Source organism: Actinobacillus porcinus, assembly GCF_901764995.1.
Classification (GTDB): Bacteria; Pseudomonadota; Gammaproteobacteria; order Enterobacterales; family Pasteurellaceae; genus Exercitatus; species Exercitatus porcinus.
The window spans coordinates 59,297-81,342 of sequence record NZ_CABFKI010000010.1; the positions used below are offsets into that span (position 1 = coordinate 59,297).

Consider the following 22,046-nt stretch of genomic DNA (forward strand, 5'->3'; position numbering starts at 1 on the left):
AATAGCGGAAAAGACTGAACAAAACAACAGTTAAATTTTTAAGCGAAAACGCCCACGGCTATAACGCGTACGCAAAAGTGCGGTTAATTTTTCTTGTGTTTCTGTAGGTTTTGCACTACGTGAAACCTGCAAACTATGTTGCATACTGTGTGCATGAGTAATAGCAATAGCCAACGCATCCGCCGCATCCGCTTGAGGCTTATCGGATAATTTTAAAATGCGCGTCACCATATCCTGTACCTGCGCTTTATCTGCCGAACCGATTCCCGTCACCGTTTGTTTCACTAAACGAGCGGCATACTCAAAAACAGGCAAATCTTGATTTACAGCTGCCACAATCGCCGTGCCACGAGCTTGCCCCAATTTTAGGGCTGAATTTGGATTTTTTGCCAAAAAGACTTCTTCTATGGCAAACATATCGGGTTGAAATTGCATAATAATTTCCGTGACACCTGCGTAAATGCGCTTTAAACGCGTAGGCATATCTTCAGCTAATGTGCGAATGGCTCCGCTGCCAAGATATTCTAATGTCCGTCCATTTTGACGAATAACACCATAGCCTGTAACCCGTGAGCCCGGGTCAATACCTAAAATAATTGCCATTATTTTCCCTAAAATAAAAAGTGGATTTGTTTCAATAAACCCACTTTATATATTAAATACTACAAATTAATGCGGTACATTACTTCGCGATAGCACAGTTCTTTGCAAGAATGACGTTGTTAGCAGTGAACATAACCGGAACGGTGGTTTCTGCCGTTTTGGCATTAAAACCCACATCTAAAGACCAAATATTGGTGCCGGATACAAACTTCACCCCATCCTGATAAGCGGTATCAACTTTTAAGTTTTTACCCACTGTCTTTTTCTGAATCGTCACTGTTGCCGTTTCAGCTTCGCCATTTTTGAAGGTATAAACAGCCACAACAGGTTGATTTGTTTTACCTTTTACACTACAAGCATAAGCAATGGTTTTCGTTTCCGGTTGCACTGAATTTGTTGCTGTGCTTTCATGCGATGCCACATTTTCAGTTTGTTTAACGGTTGAAGAAACCGTATCAGAATGACCTGAACAAGCTGCTAACAACGCTACCGCACCTAAGATTGAAAATGATTTCACTAATTTCATAATGTTCCTTTTTATCAATAAAAATGACATCTAATTAGAAAATTTCATTTTTCAAAAGTTCAAAAAAATAATCTCAATCCAATCAGATTGAGATTATTAAAAAATCAATTACAACGTTGCCGCTACTTCATCACTGATTTCACCGTTGTGATACACGTTTTGTACGTCATCACAATCTTCAAGACGGTTAATTAAATCCAGTAATTTCGGTGCGGTTTCTGCATCAAGCTCAACAGTTGTGGATGGGATCATGGTCACTTCTGCGTTTTCAATTTTAAAGCCGGCCGCTTCAATACCATCGCGCACAGTGCCTAAATCTTCCCAAGCAGTGTAAATTTCAAATGAACCGTCATCTTGTGGTTGAATATCATCCGCACCTGCTTCAATAGCCGCTTCGGTTAAGGCATCTTCATCAGCCTGAGCAATTAAAATTAAGCCTTTTTTGCTGAATAAGTAACCAACTGAACCTTCTGTACCTAAGTTACCGCCACATTTTGTAAAGCTTGGGCGAACTTGAGAAATGGTGCGGTTTGCGTTATCACTTAAACATTCCACCATCACCGCTGTACCGCCCGGACCATAACCTTCATAAATACGGGTTTCCATATTGGTATCATCACCACCGCCAACACCGCGCTCGATAGCACGATTAATCGTATCGCGTGTCATATTGCTTGAAAGCGCTTTATCTACCGCCGCACGTAAACGTGGATTTGCACTCACATCGCCGCCACCAATTTTAGCTGCAGTCACTAATTCACGAATTAATTTTGTAAAGATTTTACCGCGTTGCGCGTCTTGCGCGGCTTTACGGTGTTTAATGTTAGCCCACTTACTATGACCTGCCATTCTCTTGTTTCCTTTTATGTTATTGTTACTTTCTTTGCTTCACCAAAGAAAGTAACCAAAGAAAGGTGACCCTGCTTTGCCTTGTTTCCTAAAAATGTTTTAATTTGTTTAACGGAAAATTTATAAACTCGCTACGCTCAAACAGTATAAATTTTCCTACAAATTAAATCATTTTTAGGCGGCAAAGAAGGGAACCCATTGCTACATATTAAAGTGCGGTTAAAAACAGCAAAATTTTTGGCCGCACTTGCTAAAACCTATACCCAGCCCCAAAGAACCGAATTACGCACAATCTAGTACGATTTTGCCATACTAGACCGACTGTTTACCTTTTTATTGATTGATTAAATACTTCTCAATTGCAGCCCGATTATTCCAAGATTTGGTCAATTCGGCTGCTTGTCCAACACTCAGCCATTGATAAGCTAAATGTTCCGTTAATATTGGCTCGAGCTCATCAGGCAATGCCAATAAAAACCAGTGTTCTTGACTATGAGTCACATTCGGGGCGTATTTATACCGAAAATGGGGAAAAATTTCAAATTCTATGCTCTTTTTACAATCAATTAACTCGAAACCTTGCCCCAAAATATCCCAACCTGTTTCTTCTTTCACTTCTCGAAGTGCGGTCAAAAAAGGCGTTTCTTGTTCCGCTAACGACCCGGTGACAGATTGCCAAAAAGTCGGATCGTCTTTACGTTGCAACATTAATACGCGGTGGGTACTTTTGGCATAAATCACCACAAGAACACTATTGGGATTTTTGTACTGCATAAAAAGAACGGTGAGCAAGGATGCTCACCCTACCTGATTTACAATGATTATTCTTCTTTTGCTGTTACCGCAATCGCTAACTCAGCCAACGCTTGCGGATTCGCAAAACTTGGGGCTTCTGTCATTAAGCACGCTGCCGCAGTAGTTTTCGGGAACGCGATAACATCACGGATATTTTCTGTGCCGGTTAATAACATGGTTAAACGGTCTAAACCAAAGGCAAGACCTGCGTGTGGCGGTGTACCGAATTTTAATGCGTCAAGCAAGAAACCGAATTTATCGCGTTGATCTTGTTCATCAATACCCAAAATACGGAATACGGTTTGTTGCATGTTTGGATCAAAAATACGCACAGAACCACCGCCCACTTCATAGCCATTAATCACCATATCATAGGCATTAGCAACCGCTGACACCGGATCTGCTTCCAATTGCTCAGGCGTAAAATCTTTTGGCGATGTAAATGGGTGATGCATCGCGGCTAAATTGCCTTCTTCATCACGTTCAAACATTGGGAAATCCACCACCCAAAGCGGTTTCCATTCGTCTAATTTGGTTAAGCCAAGGTCGCGCCCCACTTTCAAACGTAACGCACCTAAAGCGTCCGTTGCCACATTCCATTTATCCGCGCCGAAGAAGATAATATCGCCGGTTTGGGCAGAAGTGCGCTCTAAAATCGCCTTGATTTTTTCTTCGTTCAAGAATTTTGCAATCGGGCTTTGAATGCCGTCTAAGCCGGCATTAATATCATTGACTTTTAACCATGCCAACCCTTTCGCGCCGTAAATACCCACAAATTGCGTGTATTCGTCAATATTTTTACGCGTCAACTGTGCGCCATTTGGCACACGAATCACAGCGACACGACCATTGGCGTCATTCGCCGGGCCACTAAATACCGCAAAATCCACATCCTTAACAATATCCGCCACATCCACAATTTCTAATGGGTTACGTAAATCAGGTTTATCCGAACCAAAACGTGTCATGGCTTCTGTCCAAGTCATGATTGGGAATTTACCTAAATCCACGTCAATAATATGTTTCCATAAACCATGGATCATTTTTTCCATAATTTCACGCACTTCAGGTGCGGTTAAGAAACTGGTTTCCACATCGATTTGGGTAAATTCAGGTTGGCGATCGGCACGTAAATCTTCATCGCGGAAACATTTTACGATTTGATAATAACGGTCAAAACCCGCCATCATTAAAAGCTGTTTGAAAAGCTGTGGCGATTGCGGAAGAGCGTAAAATTTACCTTTGTGTACACGGCTTGGCACTAAATAGTCACGCGCGCCTTCAGGTGTTGCTTTGGTTAACATTGGAGTTTCAATATCTAAGAAACCTTGTTCATCCATAAAACGGCGCACGAAGCTGGTAATTTTAGCGCGTGTACGTAAACGTTGTGCCATTTCCGGACGGCGTAAATCTAAATAACGATATTTTAGACCTTGTTCTTCGCTCACTTGATGGTTAAAGTCGATAGGCAACACCGCGCTGTTGTTATACACCAAGACAGATTTTGCGATCACTTCAATTTCGCCTGTTGCCATTTTCGGGTTGATATTGGCTTCGCTGCGCGCTTCAACCAAACCTTTTACTTGAATACAAGCTTCGTTACGCAAACCAGCAATAATCGCTGCATTTTCAGCATCAGTTTTATCTACGCTGACTTGCACAATGCCTTCACGGTCACGCAACAACACGAATGTTACATTAGGTAAATCACGAATACGGTCAACCCAACCACTTAAAGTCACTTCTTGTCCAATGTTGCTACGGTTTAACGCACCGCAATAGTTTGTACGCATCATAGTTATATTCCTATAAATTAGTCTAAATCAAAAAAATAACCGGCAAATTATAGCTGAAAAAAAATAAAACTTCTTCTAAAATAACCGCACTTTTAAGCCCAAAATAACGATCTTATGACTAAAGACACTATTTTTGCCGCCCCAATTGAAAAATTGGGCGATTTTACCTTTGATGAAAATGTCGCAGAAGTTTTCCCCGATATGATTCAACGCTCTGTACCGGGTTACTCCAATATCATTACCGCAATTGGGATGTTGGCAGAGCGGTTTGTGACAGCCAACTCAACGGTTTACGATCTCGGTTGTTCTCGTGGCGCGGCAACGCTGTCGGCTCGCCGTCATATTAAACAACCCAATGTTAACATTATCGGCGTAGATAATTCTCAACCGATGGTTGAACGCTGTCGCCAACATATTCAGGCTTATCATAGCGATATTCCCGTGGAAATTTTATGTGATGATATTCGTCATATTGAAATTAAAAATGCCTCAATGGTCATTTTAAATTTCACGTTGCAATTCTTACCACCCGCCGACCGCGTTGCGCTGTTGGAAAAAATTTATCGAGGCTTAAACCCTAACGGCGTGTTAGTGTTATCAGAAAAATTCTGTTTTGACGACCAATGTATCGATAATTTGTTGATTGACTTGCATCATCAATTTAAACGTGCAAATGGCTACAGCGAATTAGAAGTAAGCCAAAAACGTGCTGCACTAGAAAATGTCATGCTCATTGATAGTATAGACACGCACAAAGCGCGGTTAAAAAAGGTAGGTTTTTCTCATACAGAACTCTGGTTCCAATGCTTTAATTTTGGCTCAATGATTGCGGTGAAGTAAATTATAAAAAAGGCGTTGGTTCGACAATCGTACCAACGCCCTTAATACTTAAAGAAATTTATGCTTGATTACCTTTATGGAACAAGGTGTAAGCAATAAAGGCAAAGCCTAGTAAACAGGAAAGGATTAAAGCGTAGAAACCGCCATCCCAGCCATATAAATCAACTAATTTACCCATTACCCAACCTGCTGATGCTGAACCTAATAAGTAACCGAATAACCCTGTTAACCCTGTGGCTGTTCCTGTTGCGACACGCGGCACTAAGTCTGCTGCTTGCAAACCAATCATCATCACCGGACCATAAATCAAGAAGCCAATAGCCACTAAACAAATGTTATCCACTAACGGATTGCCCGCCGGATTTTTCCAGTAAACCACAATCGCGATTAACACACCCACAAGGAACAATAACATTGGTGGTGCGCGGTGACCTTTGAATACTTTGTCACTTAAATAACCACTTGCCAACATACCAAAGATACCTGCATATTCATAAAGGAAATATGCCCAGCTTTGTTTATCTACGGTGAAATGTTTTACTTCTTTCAGGTAAGTCGGCGCCCAGTCGATAATGCCGTAACGAATGAAATAAACGAATACGTTAGCAATCGCAATCGCCCATAAGAATTTGTTATGCACAATGTATTTACGGAAAATATCCATTGCCGAAAGGGTATCCGCAGATTCCACTTTTTCCAGCACCGCTTCCCCTTTCCATTCATCCACCGGCGGTAAACCTTGAGATTCCGGCGTATCGCGCATTAAGAAGAACATCACAAAGGCAAGCAAAATAGCAATTAATGCAGGTAAGTAGAAAAGTGATTGCCACGTACCGAAAATCGCTAAACCTAATAATGCCAATGGACCGATTAATCCGCCACCTAGGTTATGAGAAATATTCCACCAACTCCACCAAGCACCACGCTCAGATTTAGAGAACCAGTTAGTCATGGTTTTCGCCCCAGGTGGATAACCCATACCTTGGAACCAACCATTTAATGCGCCAAGCACAATCATAAATGGAATAGAAGCTAACACACCGGGGACTAAACCAAAAATTAAGCTGATAGCCGCTGAGCCTAATAAACCGATAGTAATAAAATATTTTGGGTTAGAACGGTCAGAAACGTTCCCCATAATAAATTTACTAAAACCATAAGCCAGTGATAAGGCAACACCAACGGTACCCAAATCCGCTTTGCTATAACCATACTCATCAATTAAATAAGGGATAGCAAGGCTAAAGTTTTTACGGATTAAATAATAGGCGGCATAGCCAATGAACACACCGGCAAAAACTTGCCAACGTAATTTACGATATTCCGCATCAGTGCGAGAAGAATCAATTCTCGGCGCCGGCGGTGATGCTTTCAAAAATGAGAACATACTACATACTCCTTGTTCTAAATGTTACAGTGAAAAAATAACATGCTACAAGCACAAGCTCACAGCACGTATTATTTCAGCAGGATTCTACCCCCCCCCCCCCGAAAATGCAAGTTAATATTCACACACTTCTTCTACGCATAAATCTATGGCATAATTGACCGCACTTTTATCAAATCTTAGGGACAACAATATGCGAATTTTACATACGATGCTCCGCGTGGGCAATTTAGAACGCTCAATCAAATTCTATCAAGATGTTTTAGGTATGCGTTTATTGCGTACCAGTGAAAACCCTGAATATAAATATTCTTTAGCTTTTTTAGGTTATGACGATGAAGATAAAGCCGCTGTCATCGAATTAACTTATAACTGGGGCGTCACAGAATACGACTTAGGCACCGCTTATGGGCATATTGCCATTGGCGTGGATGATATTTATGCCACTTGTGAAGCCGTAAAAGCGAATGGCGGAAAAGTCACGCGTGAAGCAGGGCCTGTTAAAGGCGGCACAACGGTTATTGCCTTTGTAGAAGACCCTGATGGCTATAAAATCGAATTTATTGAAAACAAAAATGCGAAAGCGGCATTAGGTAACTAAGCGGTGAGTGAAGTAACAGACGTAACAACAGAAACAGTAGATTATCATCTGCTAAAAAATCGTTTTCGGGGTTATTATCCTGTGGTGATTGATGTGGAAACCGCAGGATTAAACTGCCAGACAGACGGCTTACTTGAGCTTGCCGCCATTACTTTAAAAATGGATGAACAGGGAAATTTAATCCCCGACCAAACGTATCATTGCCATATTAAACCTTTTGACGGGGCTTGCATTAACCCTGAATCCATGAAAATTAACGGCATTGATTTGGATAATCCGCTACGCAAAGAAATTGCGGTTTCTGAATTAGACGCCATAACAGGTTTATTCCAAATGGTACGCCGAGGGCAAAAAGATGCGGGTTGTCAACGTTCGATTATCGTGGCGCACAATGCGGCTTTTGACCAAGGATTTGTGATGGCGGCCGCGGAACGCACGGGGGTTAAACGCAATCCTTTTCATCCTTTTGGCAGTTTTGACACCGCCAGTTTAAGCGGTTTAATGTTTGGGCAAACGGTGTTGGTCAAAGCTTGCCAAGCGGCTAAAATTCCCTTTGATGGCAAACAAGCCCATTCGGCGCTTTACGACACCGAACGCACCGCGGAACTTTTTTGTTATATGGTGAATCACTTAAAATCACTGGGTGGTTTTCCGCACATAGCAAAAACAGAAGAAAATTAACCGCACTTTTTACAAACTCAACACAACATAAAACCAAGGAAAATCTATGCTAACCAATCCAGTCGTTATCTCCATTATTGCGCTACTCGCCCTGAGCTTGCTGCGCGTGAATGTCGTTATCGCCCTGATTATTTCTGCGCTGATAGCAGGTCTTGTGGGTGATTTAGGTTTATCTGAAACCGTTAAGGTGTTTACCGGCGGTTTAGGCGGGGGTGCTGAAGTGGCGATGAACTATGCCATTCTCGGTGCCTTTGCGGTGGCAATTTCAAAATCCGGCGTAACCGATTTACTTGCCTACAAAGTTATCAAACGCCTTGGCAAAGCACCGACAGGAAAATCCGTGGCAGGCTTCAAATACTTTATTTTAGCCGTATTAGTCGCGTTCTCCATTTCATCACAAAACTTGCTTCCTGTGCATATTGCCTTTATTCCCATTGTCGTACCGCCGTTATTAAGTATTCTTAACCGCTTAAAAATTGACCGCCGTGCCGTGGCTTGCGTGCTCACCTTTGGTTTAACCGCAACCTATATGTATTTGCCTGTCGGTTTCGGTAAGATTTTTATCGAAAGCATTTTGATGAAAAATATTAATGAAGCGGGTGCCACATTGGGTTTACAAACGACCGTGAGTGAAATTTCAGTGGCAATGACCATTCCGGTTATTGGTATGGCACTAGGTTTACTAACCGCGATTTTCATCACTTACCGTAAACCACGTGAATATATTGTTCACACAGCGGAACCAACAACGGCAGAAATCGAGCAACATATTGCTAACATTAAACCTTTCCATATTTGGGTAAGCATCATCTCTATTTTTGTCACCTTTGCGTTACAGCTATTTACCAGCTCAACCATTATCGCCGGTTTAGCAGGGTTAATTATTTTCGGTGTTTGTGGTATTTTCCGCTTAAAAGAAAGTAATGACATTTTCCAACAAGGCTTACGTTTAATGGCGATGATTGGCTTTGTGATGATTGCGGCTTCAGGTTTTGCCGCGGTGATTAAAGCTACGGGCGGCGTAGATACGCTTGTGCAAACTTTCAGCCAAGGCTTAGGTGAAAATAATAAAGGTTTGGCGGCATTTTTAATGTTAGTGGTGGGGTTATTTATCACCATGGGTATTGGCTCGTCATTCTCAACGGTGCCAATCATTACCTCTATCTATGTGCCTCTTTGCTTAGCAGTAGGTTTCTCACCGTTGGCAACAGTCTCTATCGTAGGCGTTGCAGCCGCATTAGGTGATGCGGGTTCACCGGCATCCGACTCCACATTAGGCCCAACATCAGGGTTAAATGTGGACGGTAAACATGATCACATTTGGGATAGTGTTGTGCCAACTTTCATTCACTACAATATTCCATTGATTATCTTCGGTTGGATCGCCGCGATGGTCTTATAAAATGACATCAAGTGGGCAAGGGCGTTATCCCTTGCCCATATTATCCGGTTCATTAAAATGTATCAAAATCACACCGCACTTTTAACACAGCTCGCACAAGCCATCGAGCAATTAAAAGCCAATTATCGCACACAAGCGCGTCAGATTGTTTACGCTAAATTTGACCCCATGGTCTTTAGCGAAAATTTCCAACCTGTGGATTTTTACCTAAAAGAGCTCGATTATTCACTGGCACAATTAAGTCAACTCAATGATCAGAATCTGGCTCAAACCATTTTCTTAACGGAAAAACTGCTCGCCCAATGCACCGCATTGTCTGATGCTCTAGCAAAATCTGAGCCCCAAGAAAACCGCTATTCTCATTCAACACAACCCAAACTCAGTTTACGTGAACAACGCAAAGCGGAACTAGACAAACTGCCGCCTAGAGAACGGTTAGAGAAATATTATGACGCGCTCAAAGCCTTAAACGACAAGCTGAATGAACAGAAAGATTTACTTGCACAAGCACAATCAGACATGGAACAACTTCGCTATAGAAATCTCATTGAGCAAACCCGTGCCAGACGGCAACGTTGCTTGGAAGCCATTGAAATTTTGGAAGAATATCTTGCCTTTAAAGACGCTCAAGAATAGCTCAAAAATCTAAAAACTGCTAAAATATCGACAATTTTTGTGTTTTCTCTCAATTTGGTGTGATTTATGCTGAAAAAACTGTTTTCTATTTTGATGTTATTTCCAGCCACGACAATGGCGCAATCCTATGTAGTGTATGACTTCACCCATGACCGAGTACTGGAAAGTCGCTCTCCCCATAACGTGCAACCTATTGCTTCTGTCACCAAATTGATGACCGCCAATGTGTTTTTAGAGCAAAATAAAAACCCGAATTGCACTCAATCTATCACCGAAGATGACAACGATTATATTAAAGGCACAAGCACAAAATTGCCAAGATACACCCCTATCGCTTGTCATGAATTGCTCAAAGCCATGCTAGTCCATTCCGATAACTACGCTGCTCACGCACTTTCTCGCTCCGCCGGTATGAGCCGCCGCCAATTTATTCAAAAAATGAATGAAAAAGCCCGAGAATTAGGGATGAACTCCACACGTTTTAGCGACAGTTCAGGACTATCTAGCGCAAACGTTTCTAGCGTAATGGACTTAGTCAAGCTGGCAAAATATTCCCTTGGCAAACCGCAAATTCAGGCCTTATCCAATACGTCTTCGACCTATATCAAAGCAGGACGACAAAATGTCTTTGTAAAAAACACCAATAAACTGGTGCGTGAAGAAATGTTTGCCGCCGCCATTAACAAAACCGGTTATATCCGCGAGTCAGGTTATAACTTGGTTTTTATCAACAAAAAACAATGCAAAAACAATACGATTGGCGTAATTAGTCTAAACAACGCCAGTTCTGCCTATCGTTCTAGTTTCACCAAAAGCAAACTGGAACAATACGGCTGTCCAGCCTTAAATAACCATGAACTTTATGCTTCCGCCGATGATGCACTCTATGAAGAAGGCTACGATGAAGCAGGGTTTGAGCAACTCATTCAACGAGTTGCAAATTAACAGAAAGAGAAAGTGCGGTGAATTACCGCACTCAGACTGCTCTTTTTATATATTCAAATAAGGTTGCAGCACTTCCACAAACTTCTGCTCATCCCAAACTTCCACGCCCAACTCTTGTGCTTTGGCAAGTTTTGAACCGGCGGCGTCACCGGCAATGACAAGATGGGTTTTCGCAGAAACGCTGCCAGCCACTTTTGCCCCGAGTTGTTGCAACAAGGCTTTGGCTTCATTGCGCCCCATTTGGCTTAAGGTGCCTGTGAGTACAATGGTTTTGTCTTTGAACGGATTTTCGTTCACTTCTTTGACTTCCACATCGTCCCAATGCACGCCTTGCGCGATTAAATCATTCACCACATCTAAGTTATGTTGTTCCTGCCAAAAGGCTAAAATGCGGTTTGCCACCACATCGCCTACATCAGGCACTTGTTGCAGTTGTTCAAAGGTCGCTTGTTGAAGTGCGGTCAAATTTTTGAAGAAATTCGCTAAATTTAACGCAGTGGCTTCGCCCACTTCACGAATACCTAAGGCAAAAATAAAGCGTGCCAAGGTGGTTTTCTTCGCTTTTTCTAAGCTATCTAAAGCATTTTGTGCCGATTTCTCGCCCATACGTTCTAAACGCATTAGGGTGATTAAATCTAACTTAAATAAATCTGCCGGCGTATGAATCAGTTCACGATCCACTAACTGTTCGATTAATTTTGCCCCCACGCCGTCAATATCCATGGCTTTACGAGACACAAAATGTTTTAACGCCTCTTTGCGTTGCGCATCACAGAATAATCCCCCTGTACAACGCGCCACCGCCTCGCCGTCAATGCGCGTGACCGCAGAGCCACAAACAGGGCAAGTCGTTGGAAACACAATCGGTTTCGCGTTTGCCGGACGGCGGTCGTGCACCACGCCGATAATCTGCGGAATCACATCCCCTGCACGGCGAATGATGACCGTATCACCAATAGCAATATTTAAGCGTTCAATTTCATCGCCATTATGCAAGGTCGCGTTACTCACCGTCACCCCCGCCACAAACACGGGCTCTAACTTCGCCACCGGCGTAATCGCGCCGGTTCGTCCCACTTGAAATTCCACATCATTTAGCACCGTCATTTCTTCTTGCGCAGGGAATTTGTAGGCAATTGCCCAACGCGGTGCTTTGGCAATAAAACCCAATTCTTGTTGCAAAGCAATGCTGTTAATTTTTAGCACGGTGCCATCAATGTCATAGCCTAAATTTGGGCGTTTTTGTTGAATAGTGCGGTAAAAATTCAACACCTTTTCAACACCGTCACAAAGTTGGATTTCAGGATTCACCGGAATCCCTAAGGATTTCAACCATTGCAAGCGCGCATAATGGGTATCTGGCAATTCCACCCCTTCCGCCACACCAATACCGTAAGCATTTAAGGTCAGCGGACGTTGACTGGTAATTTTAGGATCCAATTGACGCAATGAACCTGCCGCCGCGTTACGCGGATTGGCAAAGGTTTTTTCACCCTTTGCCAAGGCAGTTTCATTTAATCGCTCAAACCCAGCCTGCGGCATAAACACCTCACCGCGCACTTCCAAACGCGCAGGCGGATTGTCCGTTAAAAGCTGTAAAGGGATATTGCGAATGGTGCGAATATTAAGCGTAATATCTTCCCCTGTTGTGCCATCGCCGCGCGTTGCCGCTTGAGTTAGCACGCCGTTCACATACAAAATGCTTACCGCCAAACCGTCTAATTTCGGTTCACAACAAAATTCCAATTTTTCAGGCAATACTGTCAAGCGATCTTGGATACGTTTTACAAAAGCATAAAATTCTTCATCAGAAAAGGCGTTATCCAAGGACAACATCGGGATTTCATGGGTAATTTGCGCAAAGCCAGACAAGGGTTTTGCCCCAACCCGTTGGGTCGGTGAATTAGGGGTAATCAATTCCGGATGCTGTTGCTCAAGAGCTTTTAATTGATGAAATAAACGATCATATTCGCTATCGGGAATTTCAGGCGCATCTAGCACGTGATACAAATATTCGTGGTGACGTAAGGTTTCGCGTAATTGGTTGATTTGATTGGATATGGTTGTCATGGTTAAAACTCTTAGAAAACAAACCGCACTTTGAATAGGAATCGAAAGTGCGGTCAAAAAGGGATTATTTTAAACTAAACACGCGCAAGATAATCTTGTTCCGCATTTTCATCTAACTCTTGTTCTTCATCCGTTAACACAAAGCCGCCTAATTGCGCCGCAAGGTTTTTGGCTGATTTCAACATGGTTTTTAAATTCACACGATTATTGCCTGCGGATGGTAATGGCATATAAATGACCACGCCAATCGTAGAAAAATCATGCATATGATGTATTGGGAAACTGCCCGGTTGATCAACGTTTGCCACGCTAAAGATCACAGGGCTTGCCACCGTTAAATCAAGATGACGGTGATAAAGTGCGTCATGACCTAAAATAAATCCTTCGCGCTCAAGGGCTTGATGTAATTGCACGCCTTGGAATAAACGATTTTCAGCCGCCACCACATACAGCATAATATAATCTTCAGCAGGTTTCTCTGTAACATAGGTTTCAGCGGTTGGTGCTACCACAGGTTCAATAGGTTTTGCTTGGGAAATCGGGGAATTGAAAGTCGCTGTTTCTTGCAAGCTAACCTGAAGTTCAGGCGTAGCTTGATGAATGCCTTCTTCCGTGTTATCAAAACGTGCCAAATCATCTAAATTACGTTCAGCCAAATTACCTTCAGCAAAATTCGCTGCAGATGGCTTCACATCAGATTTATATTCATAGTGAATCGGTGCATTAACAGGCACTTTTTCAACCTGTTGTGTCACGGGCTGAGCAGGAGATTGTGGCGACATAGCATATTGCTGCGTTGCCGCATCCGACATGGTAGGAATCGAAATACGAATATCATTAACAGACTGTGCCGTATTTTCATAGGCATAAGCATCCGTTGCATTCACGATATGCTGCTCTAACGTAGGTTGCGCGGGTTGAGATTCTTGCTGCAATGCTTGGCCCTGCGGTTTTTGCGCAAAATCCGGGACTGCCGTTTCCGATGGCTTTAATGTTGTACGTTGGGTTTCGCGACCAAATGCATTGGCATTATCAAAATAAAGTGATTTCTCACGGCGATTTGACCAAATACCATGCCCCACTAACCCAATTAATGCAATAATGCCTAAGATAATTAAGATCGTATTTAATTCCATTGCCACATTCCTTTTTTAACAACCTAATGGGCGTTAGCTTATCATAATTCCCTATATTATGGATCTTGAAATTTATAAAAAATCCCCCTACCTTATACAGAACATTTCCATCAAAAGAGAAATACGTATGTTGAACGAAAAAGAGATTAAATCAGGCTTAGGGTACTTTACGATGGGGTGGTATTTAATCACTCAATCCGGCTTAAGACGCTTTGTCATTATGCCCATTATCCTTAACATCATCCTGATGATCGGGTTGTTTGGATTATTTATTACACAAGCACAAAATATGATCGACTGGGTCATGGGCTTTTTACCTGATTGGTTAAGCTGGATGAGTGCGATCTTATTTATTGTCTCATTGGCGCTTATTTTGATGCTATTCTACTTTTCATTTACGATGCTATCGGGTTTTATCGCCGCGCCTTTTAACGGTTTGTTAGCTGAAAAAGTGGAAAAAATGCTCACCGGCGAAGTGTTAATTGAAACCGGTACTTGGGATTTTATTAAAGATATTCCGCGCATGCTAGCTCGTGAATGGCAAAAACTTTACTATAGTTTGCCTAGATATCTCATTTTGTTTTTACTTGGATTTATACCTGTGGTTGGGCAAAGCATTGTGCCGATTGTGGCATTTATTTTTGGTGCTTGGATGACCGCCATTCAGTATTGCGACTACCCCTTTGATAACCACAAAATTCCCTTTAAAACCATGCGTTTTAAACTTGCCCAAAATCGCGCACAAAGTTTGCTATTCGGCACTTTGGTGACACTTTGTACCTTTGTGCCTATCGTCAATTTAGTGATTATGCCTGTTGCAGTGTGTGGTGCAACCGCTATGTGGGTAGATACCTATCGTAAAACGTTATATGATGGGCAAAGCACAAAAACGAAAGAAAATTCCACCGCGCTTTCTACGGAAACGCAGGGAACAAATGTAAGTCAATTTAACAATATCGTATCAAACTAACCATTAAGGAGAACATTATGTTTGCAAATTGGAAAGAAGATGTGGCGCATGTCAAAAAATCATTTGGTGAATTAGGTCAAAAACATCCCAAAATGTTACAGGCCTATCAAGCACTTAATGCGGCCGCAGCAGAAGGCAATGTTTTAGACGCCAAAACCCGCGAGCTGATTGCGTTAGCCGTTGCCGTTACTACACGTTGTGAAAGCTGTATCGGTGTTCACGCTGAAGCGGCGGTAAAAGCCGGAGCAACGGAAGAAGAAGTCTCTGCGGCATTAGCCACGGCTATCGCATTGAACGCAGGCGCGGCTTACACCTACTCATTACGTGCCTTAGAAGCTTATAACACGCAGAAATAAGCGCGAACAAAAGGGACGGAAAATTCCCGTCCCCTATTTATTCTTCCACAAATCTTATCCCTTGCTCTGTCACTTCTAAAATAGACGCCATTTTCCCCCAATCCCCCAGCACGATCCGTTCAAAGTGCGGTGAAATTAGATGAATATTTTGCCGATGAGTATGACCGTGAATCATTCGCTTCACCCCAAATTTTTCAAAGGTTTGCAACACAAATTCAGGGTTAACATCCATAATTTCCGTGGATTTGCTCAATTTATCCATTTTGCTCTGTTGACGAATATTTTGCCCAATTTTTAACCGCACTTTAAGTGGTAAGCATAAAAAGAGCCGTTGCAGCCATTTTTGATGAACCTTTTTCCGAAACGCCTGATAGTTCACATCATCAATACAAAGGGTATCGCCATGGCAAATTAGGGTTGGCTGACCGTATAAATCCACCACTTCATAGTCACCCAGTAAGCGCAATCCACAAGCCTGAGCAAATTTTTTGCCAATCAAAAAATCACGATTACCATGAATAAAATAGCATTTCACACCTTGGTCAGATAATTCTTTAATCTGTTCAATCACCGTAGCAATAACAGCGGATTTCTCATCATCCCCGACCCAAAAATCAAACAAATCGCCCAAAATATAAAGTGCTTCCGCTTGTGGTGCTTGATGTTGCATAAAGTCCACAAAAAGTGCGGTTAAATCCGGACGATTTTCCGATAAATGAAGATCTGAGATAAAATAAGTTTTACGCATAAATTTCCAATGATAAAAATAGAAAAAAACACCTAGTTTCGCTATACTTTACCAAATTTTTCAAAGGACAACCAATCATGTTAAAACTACTTAGAATCCTTGTTGTGGTGATACTCTGTATTCTCATTTGCGTATTTGGCTCACTTTTTTCACTCATTCGTTTCAAACATCCCAGCAATGTAGGCTTGATGGCTCGTTGTTTTGGTCGCCTTTATCCCTTATTTGGTTTGAAAGTAGAACATCGTTTTTTGCCTAACGCAGACAAAATCGGCAATTGTATTTATATCGGTAATCATCAAAATAACTACGACATGGTCACCATTTCTTATATGGTTATGCCGCGCACTGTGAGTGTCGGTAAACGTAGCCTAATTTGGATACCGTTTTTTGGCTTCCTTTATTGGGTAACGGGCAATATTTTGATCGACCGCGAAAATCGCAGTAAAGCGCACAATACCATGACCACGGTGGCAAAACATATTGTGGAAGATAACATTAGTATTTTTATGTTCCCTGAAGGCACGCGTAGCCGTGGCCGCGGTTTGTTGCCGTTCAAAACAGGCGCATTTCACACCGCACTTGCGGCGGGTGTACCGATTGTGCCGATTATCTGCTCGACAACACATAACAAAGTTGATCTTAACCGTTGGAATAATGGCAAAGTAATTTGTGAAATGCTTGAACCCATTGATAGCAGTCAATTCAACAAAGAAAATGTGCGTGAATTCGCAGAATATTGCCACAACATTATGGCAAAACGCTTAGCTGAATTAGACGCAGAAGTTGCGGCAACGGAGAACGCCTAAATGGATCTTTCTCGCCGACAGCTTTTCAAAAAAACCTTGATTGCCGGTGCATTTATGAGTTTACCTCATGCAGCAATAGCCGGCAGTCGTCAGCCATTAGTCGTGCCACCCTTATTAGAAAGTCGCCGTGGAAAACCTGTTTTCCTTGGTTTAGAAAGTATTCAAACCAAATTGGTTAATGATACGTTAACCGAAGTGTGGGGATTTAACGGGCTTTATCTCGGCCCAACCGTGCGTGTGCGCAAAGGGGATTTCGTCAAACTTAACTATCGCAATAACCTTCCCCAATTAGTCGCCATGAACATTCAAGGTTTGCAGACAGATAGTAATACCCTTGGCGGTATTGGTCACAGTCTCAAACCCGGTGAAACCTGGGCGCCTATTGTGCCCATTAACCAAACCGCTGCCACCTGCTATTATCATTCTTGCTCATTAGCGGGTTCCGCCTATCAAAATTACCGTGGGCTTGTTGGGTTGTGGTTAATCGAAGATGATGAAAGTCGCAAAGCCAATTTGCCGAACAAATACGGTGTGAATGATATTCCTTTAATTCTACAAGATATCCATTTAAACAACCAAAATTCCCCCGTATTTTCAAGCAACGAACCGCACTTTATGGGAAATCGTTTGTTTATCAATGGACAAGAAGCACCTTATTTGAACGTGGCTCGCGGTTGGGTACGTTTACGCCTATTAAATGCATCTATTTCGCGCAGTTATGAACTTCGTTTTGATGATGAGCGTGAATTCTTACTCATTGCTAAAGAGCAAGGTTTTTTGCCTGAACCGAAACCGATGAAATCAATACATCTTGGAACAGGTGAACGCATAGAAATGTTGGTGGATTTAAATGAAGGGGGAAATGTTTCTCTCATCGCCGGAAAAAAACGGGGTATTTTCGATAAATTAAGTTTATTTATTGATGATAACGGCGAAGTCGCAGATAACACCGTGTTAGAGCTACGCCCTGAAGGATTGATTTCTGCCTTTAATCGTCAGCCAAGCTACCAATTCTCATCCATAGCAACGCGCCCTAAACAGATTGCTCAAGAACGCACGTTTCATATTGATAATGAAAATGCCATGATCAATCAAAAACGCTTTGATCCACGGCGAATTGATGTCAATGCCAAACAAGGTAGTGTAGAGCGTTGGCATATTACAAGTAGCAGTGCTGCCGGTTTTCGTATTCAAGGAGCAAAATTCTTAGTGGAAAGCCAAAATGATCAGGCGGTACCTGATAATGAATTAGTATGGCAAGATACCCTTCGTATTGCGAACAAAGCCACTTTGTTAGTGCAATTCGATAATCGCTCATCCAATGCACAACCCTTTATTTTTGGTTCCAGTGATTTATTACAAGCGGACAAAGGCGCGATTGGGCTTTTGGTGGTTCAAGAATAATGGGTAATAAAAGTGCGGTAAAAAACACTGCACTCAGATTGCTGACAAAGTTCATTTTTGAAAAACCACCTAGCACGAGCCGTGCTAGGTTCGTTAAACCCAGCCCCGCTGGGGCTGAAAGAAAGAGCCGCAGAGCGGCTCAGATTAAGTAACCCTATACGGCTCGTATAGGGTATTCATCGGTCTGAGTGTGGTAAAAAACACCGCACTTTTAGTCTCTATGAACCCTTAACGCAAAAACGCTGGGATTTTTGCTTCATAAGCCGCAATGGCGTCTTCATGTTGCAAAGTTAAACCGATATTATCCAAGCCATTTAATAAGCAATGGCGGCGGAATTCGTCTAGTTCAAAATGATAGACTTTTTCCCCTACGGTTACCGTCATAGCTTCCAAATCAACGTGGATTTGTTTGCCTTCATTTGCCCACACCAATTGGAAGATTTCTTCCACTTCTTCTTCCGTTAATTTAATCGGGAGCATATGATTGTTTAAGCTGTTGTTATAGAAAATGTCCGCGAAACTTGGGGCGATCATCACTTTAAAGCCATAATCTGCTAATGCCCAAGGTGCGTGTTCGCGCGATGAACCACAGCCTAAATTTTTGCGTGCCAATAAAATAGTTGCACCTTGATATTGTGGGAAATTCAACACAAATTCCGGATTAGGTTGAGTTTCTGCTGCGTCAAGATAACGCCATTCATGGAATAAATGCTTTCCAAACCCCACGCGTGTAATGGCTTGTAAAAATTGTTTTGGAATAATTGCGTCTGTGTCCACATTCGCAGCGTCAAGTGGAACAACCAAGCCTGAATGTTGTTTTAATCCTGCCATTTTTTATATCCTTTATTTAGGCAAATATGATTTGCCCTACATTAACTCTACGTTGCGAATATCAACGAATTTACCAAACATACCCGCGGCAGCCGCCATTGCCGGGCTGACTAAGTGGGTACGACCGTTACGACCTTGACGACCTTCAAAGTTGCGGTTTGAGGTAGAGGCACAACGTTCCCATTCGCCTAAACGGTCATCGTTCATCCCCAAACACATTGAACAACCCGGGTTACGCCATTCTGCGCCTGCTTCAATAAAGATTTTATCCAAGCCTTCTTTTTCCGCTTGTTCTTTTACCAAGCCGGAACCCGGAACAACTAAAATACGTTTCACATTGTCCGCCTTTTTACGACCTTTCATCACAGCGGCGGCGGCGCGTAAATCTTCGATACGTGAGTTAGTGCAAGAACCGATAAACACTTGATCTACTGGAATATCTTTTAAATCCGTATTCGGTTCTAAGCCAATGTAAGCCAGCGCTTTTTCGGCGGATGCTTTCGTCACAGGATCGGCCATTTCCGCTGGATTTGGCACTAATTCATCAATGGCAATCACTTGCCCCGGGTTGGTTCCCCATGTCACTTGTGGCGCAATGTCTTTAGCGTCTAATACCACAACCGTATCAAATTGCGCGTCATCATCAGATTTTAAGGTTTTCCAATACGCCACCGCGTCATCCCAATCTTTGCCTTTTGGTGCGTGCGGTTTATCTTTTAGGTATTCGAATGTGGTTTCATCAGGCGCAACCAAACCTGCTTTTGCACCAAATTCAATCGCCATATTACAAACGGTCATACGACCTTCCATAGAAAGATCGCGAATGGCTTCACCACAAAACTCCACCACATGACCTGTACCGCCTGCCATGGTGGTTTTGCCGATAATCGCAAGCACGATGTCTTTTGCCGTAATTCCCGGGTTCACTTTGCCGCGCACTTCTACTTTCATGCTTTTCGCGCGCGCTTGTTTTAAGGTTTGGGTCGCAAGCACATGTTCCACTTCCGAAGTCCCGATACCAAAAGCAAGGGCACCAAATGCGCCATGAGTTGCCGTGTGTGAATCGCCACAAACAATGGTCATCCCCGGTAAAGTCAAGCCCTGCTCAGGCCCCATAACGTGAACAATCCCCTGCTCTTTGGTATTCATATCAAACAATTCAATACCCGTGGCTTTACAGTTTTTATCTAACTCTAAAACTTGGATTTTTGCCTGACCTTCCAATTTGTTCACATCGCGCACTTGGGTGGAAATACTGTGATCCATGGTGCCGAAAGTTTTGCTCACTTGACGCACTTGACGCCCCGCCACACGCAAGCCATCAAAGGCTTGTGGCGAAGTCACTTCATGGATCAAATGACGGTTAATATAAAGAATTGGCGTTTCGCCTTCTGCTTCATACACAACATGTGCATCAAACAATTTTTGATAAAGGGTTTTTCCCATTTTTCACTCCGTAGTGATGGTCTTTCGTCCATCAATAAATTCGTTGTAGCAACTGTGTTCAACAAAAAAATTTTTATTCAATTTTAATCCATAGTTTCTGTGGATAAGTGGCGTGTAGGATCCCATTTTTCATTGCGTTTCACTAACGCATTCATAATGGTTAGCAATTTGCGCATACATGCCACTAAAACGACTTTCTTTGCTTTTCCTTTTGCGATCAAACGACCGTAAAAGGCTTTAAATACAGGTTCAAAGCGAACGGCGGATAATACTGCCATATAAAGGGCATTTCTGACCATCGCTCGACCACCACTGCAAAAGGATTTCCCTTTATGCTCCCCACTTTCATGTGGATGCGGGATAACGCCGACTAATGAGGCGATCCGTTTGCTACTTAACTTGCCAAGTTCCGGCAAGTGTGACATCACAACGGCAACGGCATTTTTACCAACGCCTTTAATGTCGGAAAATAATTCAGCTTTATCATTGAAATGCTGGCTGTGGTCATCGATATCTTTATCGAGTTCAGCAATTAATTTATCAAGCATTTCAATATGTTGAGTTATATTATTGAGCTGAGTTTCGTGGCTTTGCTGTAAGCGGTTTAATTCCGCAACGCGCATATCCACAAGCTGTCTGCGGCGAACTACAAGCGCTTCCAATTGCTCTTCTTGCTCTGTAAGCGGAATGTAGAGTTGGTGCTCAACTTCGCCTTTAAGATCGCAAGTAAGCCCATAGAAAGCGAGATTTAGTGCGTCTTTTGCGTCTGTTTTCGCCCGAGTTTGAGATTTAGCAAACTCACTGGCTTTCAATGGATTAGCGATAAATACACGATAACCGGCTCGAGCAAGGGCTTTTGCCACAGGGGTTTCCAATCCACCTGTTGCTTCAAGCGTTATCAGTGCCACGTTAAACTGGCTTAAATAGTCTAAGGTATGTTGAATACCTTTGGCATTATTGGTTTCGGTTTTGGTCTTTTTCTGATGAGAAAAACCAATCACGAAATTACGTTTAGCAATATCAATACCACAATAAATAGGATCGTTCATCGGTAACCTGCCTTGCACTCGATTTGATGTCATTCAACTGTTCGGTTTTGCTGATGAAGTTATCCACGCCTACGCTACGGAACGAGTTTTGTCTCTAGGGACACCCAAGCTGTGGATAACGTTATGGTTTATGTTGCTAGTTTACTATAAATTTAATATACAAGGGACA

The 22,046-nt window shown here is 42.6% G+C and carries 22 protein-coding genes; 10 read left to right on the forward strand and 12 right to left on the reverse strand.

The window, feature by feature from the left end:
- Window positions 1-30 precede the first annotated feature (30 nt).
- The 5 genes from ruvC to aspS all read right to left on the reverse strand — a co-directional run bounded on the left by ruvC (window position 31) and on the right by aspS (window position 4,569).
- A complete protein-coding gene (gene ruvC, locus E7T07_RS08210; RefSeq protein ID WP_135710670.1) occupies window positions 31-603 on the reverse strand; it encodes a crossover junction endodeoxyribonuclease RuvC in 573 nt (190 codons plus the stop codon).
- A gap of 79 nt (window positions 604-682) precedes the next feature.
- On the reverse strand, window positions 683-1,129 hold the full coding sequence (locus E7T07_RS08215) for an ACP-like domain-containing protein (protein ID WP_135710671.1): 447 nt from the start codon (window positions 1,127-1,129) through the stop codon (window positions 683-685).
- A gap of 108 nt (window positions 1,130-1,237) precedes the next feature.
- Window positions 1,238-1,978, reverse strand: coding sequence for a YebC/PmpR family DNA-binding transcriptional regulator (locus E7T07_RS08220; protein WP_135710672.1), 741 nt, complete (start codon window positions 1,976-1,978; stop codon window positions 1,238-1,240).
- Window positions 1,979-2,311: 333 nt separating this feature from the next.
- Window positions 2,312-2,752, reverse strand: a complete 441-nt coding sequence (nudB, locus tag E7T07_RS08225) for a dihydroneopterin triphosphate diphosphatase (RefSeq protein ID WP_135710673.1) — start codon at window positions 2,750-2,752, stop codon at window positions 2,312-2,314.
- A gap of 47 nt (window positions 2,753-2,799) precedes the next feature.
- On the reverse strand, window positions 2,800-4,569 hold the full coding sequence (gene aspS, locus E7T07_RS08230) for an aspartate--tRNA ligase (RefSeq protein WP_135710674.1): 1,770 nt from the start codon (window positions 4,567-4,569) through the stop codon (window positions 2,800-2,802).
- Between the two features lie 114 nt (window positions 4,570-4,683).
- Here aspS and cmoA point away from each other — a divergent pair, with 114 nt between their 5' ends.
- Window positions 4,684-5,409 (forward strand): carboxy-S-adenosyl-L-methionine synthase CmoA, encoded by a 726-nt coding sequence (gene cmoA / locus E7T07_RS08235; RefSeq protein WP_135710675.1) that lies wholly within the window; start codon window positions 4,684-4,686, stop codon window positions 5,407-5,409.
- 58 nt (window positions 5,410-5,467) lie between these two features.
- Here the strand turns inward: cmoA and pgtP are convergent, their stop codons facing one another.
- Window positions 5,468-6,796 carry a phosphoglycerate transporter protein PgtP gene (gene pgtP, locus E7T07_RS08240; RefSeq protein ID WP_135710676.1) on the reverse strand — a complete coding sequence of 443 codons (1,329 nt, stop codon included), beginning with the start codon at window positions 6,794-6,796 and terminating at the stop codon, window positions 5,468-5,470.
- A 193-nt stretch (window positions 6,797-6,989) separates the two neighbouring features.
- Here pgtP and gloA point away from each other — a divergent pair, with 193 nt between their 5' ends.
- From gloA to E7T07_RS08265, 5 genes are all read left to right on the forward strand, one after another.
- Window positions 6,990-7,397 carry a lactoylglutathione lyase gene (gene gloA / locus E7T07_RS08245; protein ID WP_135710677.1) on the forward strand — a complete coding sequence of 136 codons (408 nt, stop codon included), beginning with the start codon at window positions 6,990-6,992 and terminating at the stop codon, window positions 7,395-7,397.
- A gap of 3 nt (window positions 7,398-7,400) precedes the next feature.
- Window positions 7,401-8,078, forward strand: coding sequence for a ribonuclease T (gene rnt, locus E7T07_RS08250; protein WP_135710678.1), 678 nt, complete (start codon window positions 7,401-7,403; stop codon window positions 8,076-8,078).
- A 46-nt stretch (window positions 8,079-8,124) separates the two neighbouring features.
- Entirely contained in the window at window positions 8,125-9,480 is a 1,356-nt protein-coding gene (locus E7T07_RS08255) for a Na+/H+ antiporter family protein (protein ID WP_135710679.1), read from the forward strand.
- A gap of 57 nt (window positions 9,481-9,537) precedes the next feature.
- Window positions 9,538-10,116 carry a primosomal replication protein gene (priC, locus tag E7T07_RS08260; RefSeq protein ID WP_135710680.1) on the forward strand — a complete coding sequence of 193 codons (579 nt, stop codon included), beginning with the start codon at window positions 9,538-9,540 and terminating at the stop codon, window positions 10,114-10,116.
- 66 nt (window positions 10,117-10,182) lie between these two features.
- Complete coding sequence (locus E7T07_RS08265; RefSeq protein ID WP_135710681.1) at window positions 10,183-11,061, forward strand: D-alanyl-D-alanine carboxypeptidase family protein; 879 nt, start codon at window positions 10,183-10,185, stop codon at window positions 11,059-11,061.
- 45 nt (window positions 11,062-11,106) lie between these two features.
- Here the strand turns inward: E7T07_RS08265 and ligA are convergent, their stop codons facing one another.
- Together ligA and zipA are read right to left on the reverse strand one after the other, a co-directional pair.
- Window positions 11,107-13,131, reverse strand: coding sequence for an NAD-dependent DNA ligase LigA (gene ligA, locus E7T07_RS08270; protein WP_135710682.1), 2,025 nt, complete (start codon window positions 13,129-13,131; stop codon window positions 11,107-11,109).
- Window positions 13,132-13,205: 74 nt separating this feature from the next.
- Complete coding sequence (gene zipA / locus E7T07_RS08275) at window positions 13,206-14,267, reverse strand: cell division protein ZipA (RefSeq protein ID WP_135710683.1); 1,062 nt, start codon at window positions 14,265-14,267, stop codon at window positions 13,206-13,208.
- Between the two features lie 127 nt (window positions 14,268-14,394).
- Between zipA and cysZ the strand changes: the two genes are divergently transcribed.
- Window positions 14,395-15,237 (forward strand): sulfate transporter CysZ, encoded by an 843-nt coding sequence (gene cysZ / locus E7T07_RS08280; RefSeq protein WP_135710684.1) that lies wholly within the window; start codon window positions 14,395-14,397, stop codon window positions 15,235-15,237.
- 17 nt (window positions 15,238-15,254) lie between these two features.
- A complete protein-coding gene (locus E7T07_RS08285) occupies window positions 15,255-15,593 on the forward strand; it encodes a carboxymuconolactone decarboxylase family protein (RefSeq protein WP_135710685.1) in 339 nt (112 codons plus the stop codon).
- Between the two features lie 37 nt (window positions 15,594-15,630).
- Here the strand turns inward: E7T07_RS08285 and lpxH are convergent, their stop codons facing one another.
- A complete protein-coding gene (gene lpxH, locus E7T07_RS08290; RefSeq protein WP_135710686.1) occupies window positions 15,631-16,341 on the reverse strand; it encodes a UDP-2,3-diacylglucosamine diphosphatase in 711 nt (236 codons plus the stop codon).
- Window positions 16,342-16,418: 77 nt separating this feature from the next.
- Here lpxH and E7T07_RS08295 point away from each other — a divergent pair, with 77 nt between their 5' ends.
- Window positions 16,419-17,147 carry a 1-acylglycerol-3-phosphate O-acyltransferase gene (locus E7T07_RS08295; protein WP_135710687.1) on the forward strand — a complete coding sequence of 243 codons (729 nt, stop codon included), beginning with the start codon at window positions 16,419-16,421 and terminating at the stop codon, window positions 17,145-17,147.
- A complete protein-coding gene (locus E7T07_RS08300; protein ID WP_135710688.1) occupies window positions 17,148-18,551 on the forward strand; it encodes a multicopper oxidase domain-containing protein in 1,404 nt (467 codons plus the stop codon).
- A 228-nt stretch (window positions 18,552-18,779) separates the two neighbouring features.
- Here E7T07_RS08300 and leuD read toward each other — a convergent pair whose 3' ends face one another.
- The 3 genes from leuD to E7T07_RS08315 all read right to left on the reverse strand — a co-directional run bounded on the left by leuD (window position 18,780) and on the right by E7T07_RS08315 (window position 21,877).
- On the reverse strand, window positions 18,780-19,382 hold the full coding sequence (gene leuD / locus E7T07_RS08305) for a 3-isopropylmalate dehydratase small subunit (protein ID WP_135710689.1): 603 nt from the start codon (window positions 19,380-19,382) through the stop codon (window positions 18,780-18,782).
- Between the two features lie 36 nt (window positions 19,383-19,418).
- Window positions 19,419-20,828, reverse strand: a complete 1,410-nt coding sequence (leuC, locus tag E7T07_RS08310) for a 3-isopropylmalate dehydratase large subunit (RefSeq protein ID WP_135710690.1) — start codon at window positions 20,826-20,828, stop codon at window positions 19,419-19,421.
- Between the two features lie 83 nt (window positions 20,829-20,911).
- Window positions 20,912-21,877 (reverse strand): IS110 family transposase, encoded by a 966-nt coding sequence (locus E7T07_RS08315; RefSeq protein ID WP_135710693.1) that lies wholly within the window; start codon window positions 21,875-21,877, stop codon window positions 20,912-20,914.
- Window positions 21,878-22,046 lie beyond the last annotated feature (169 nt).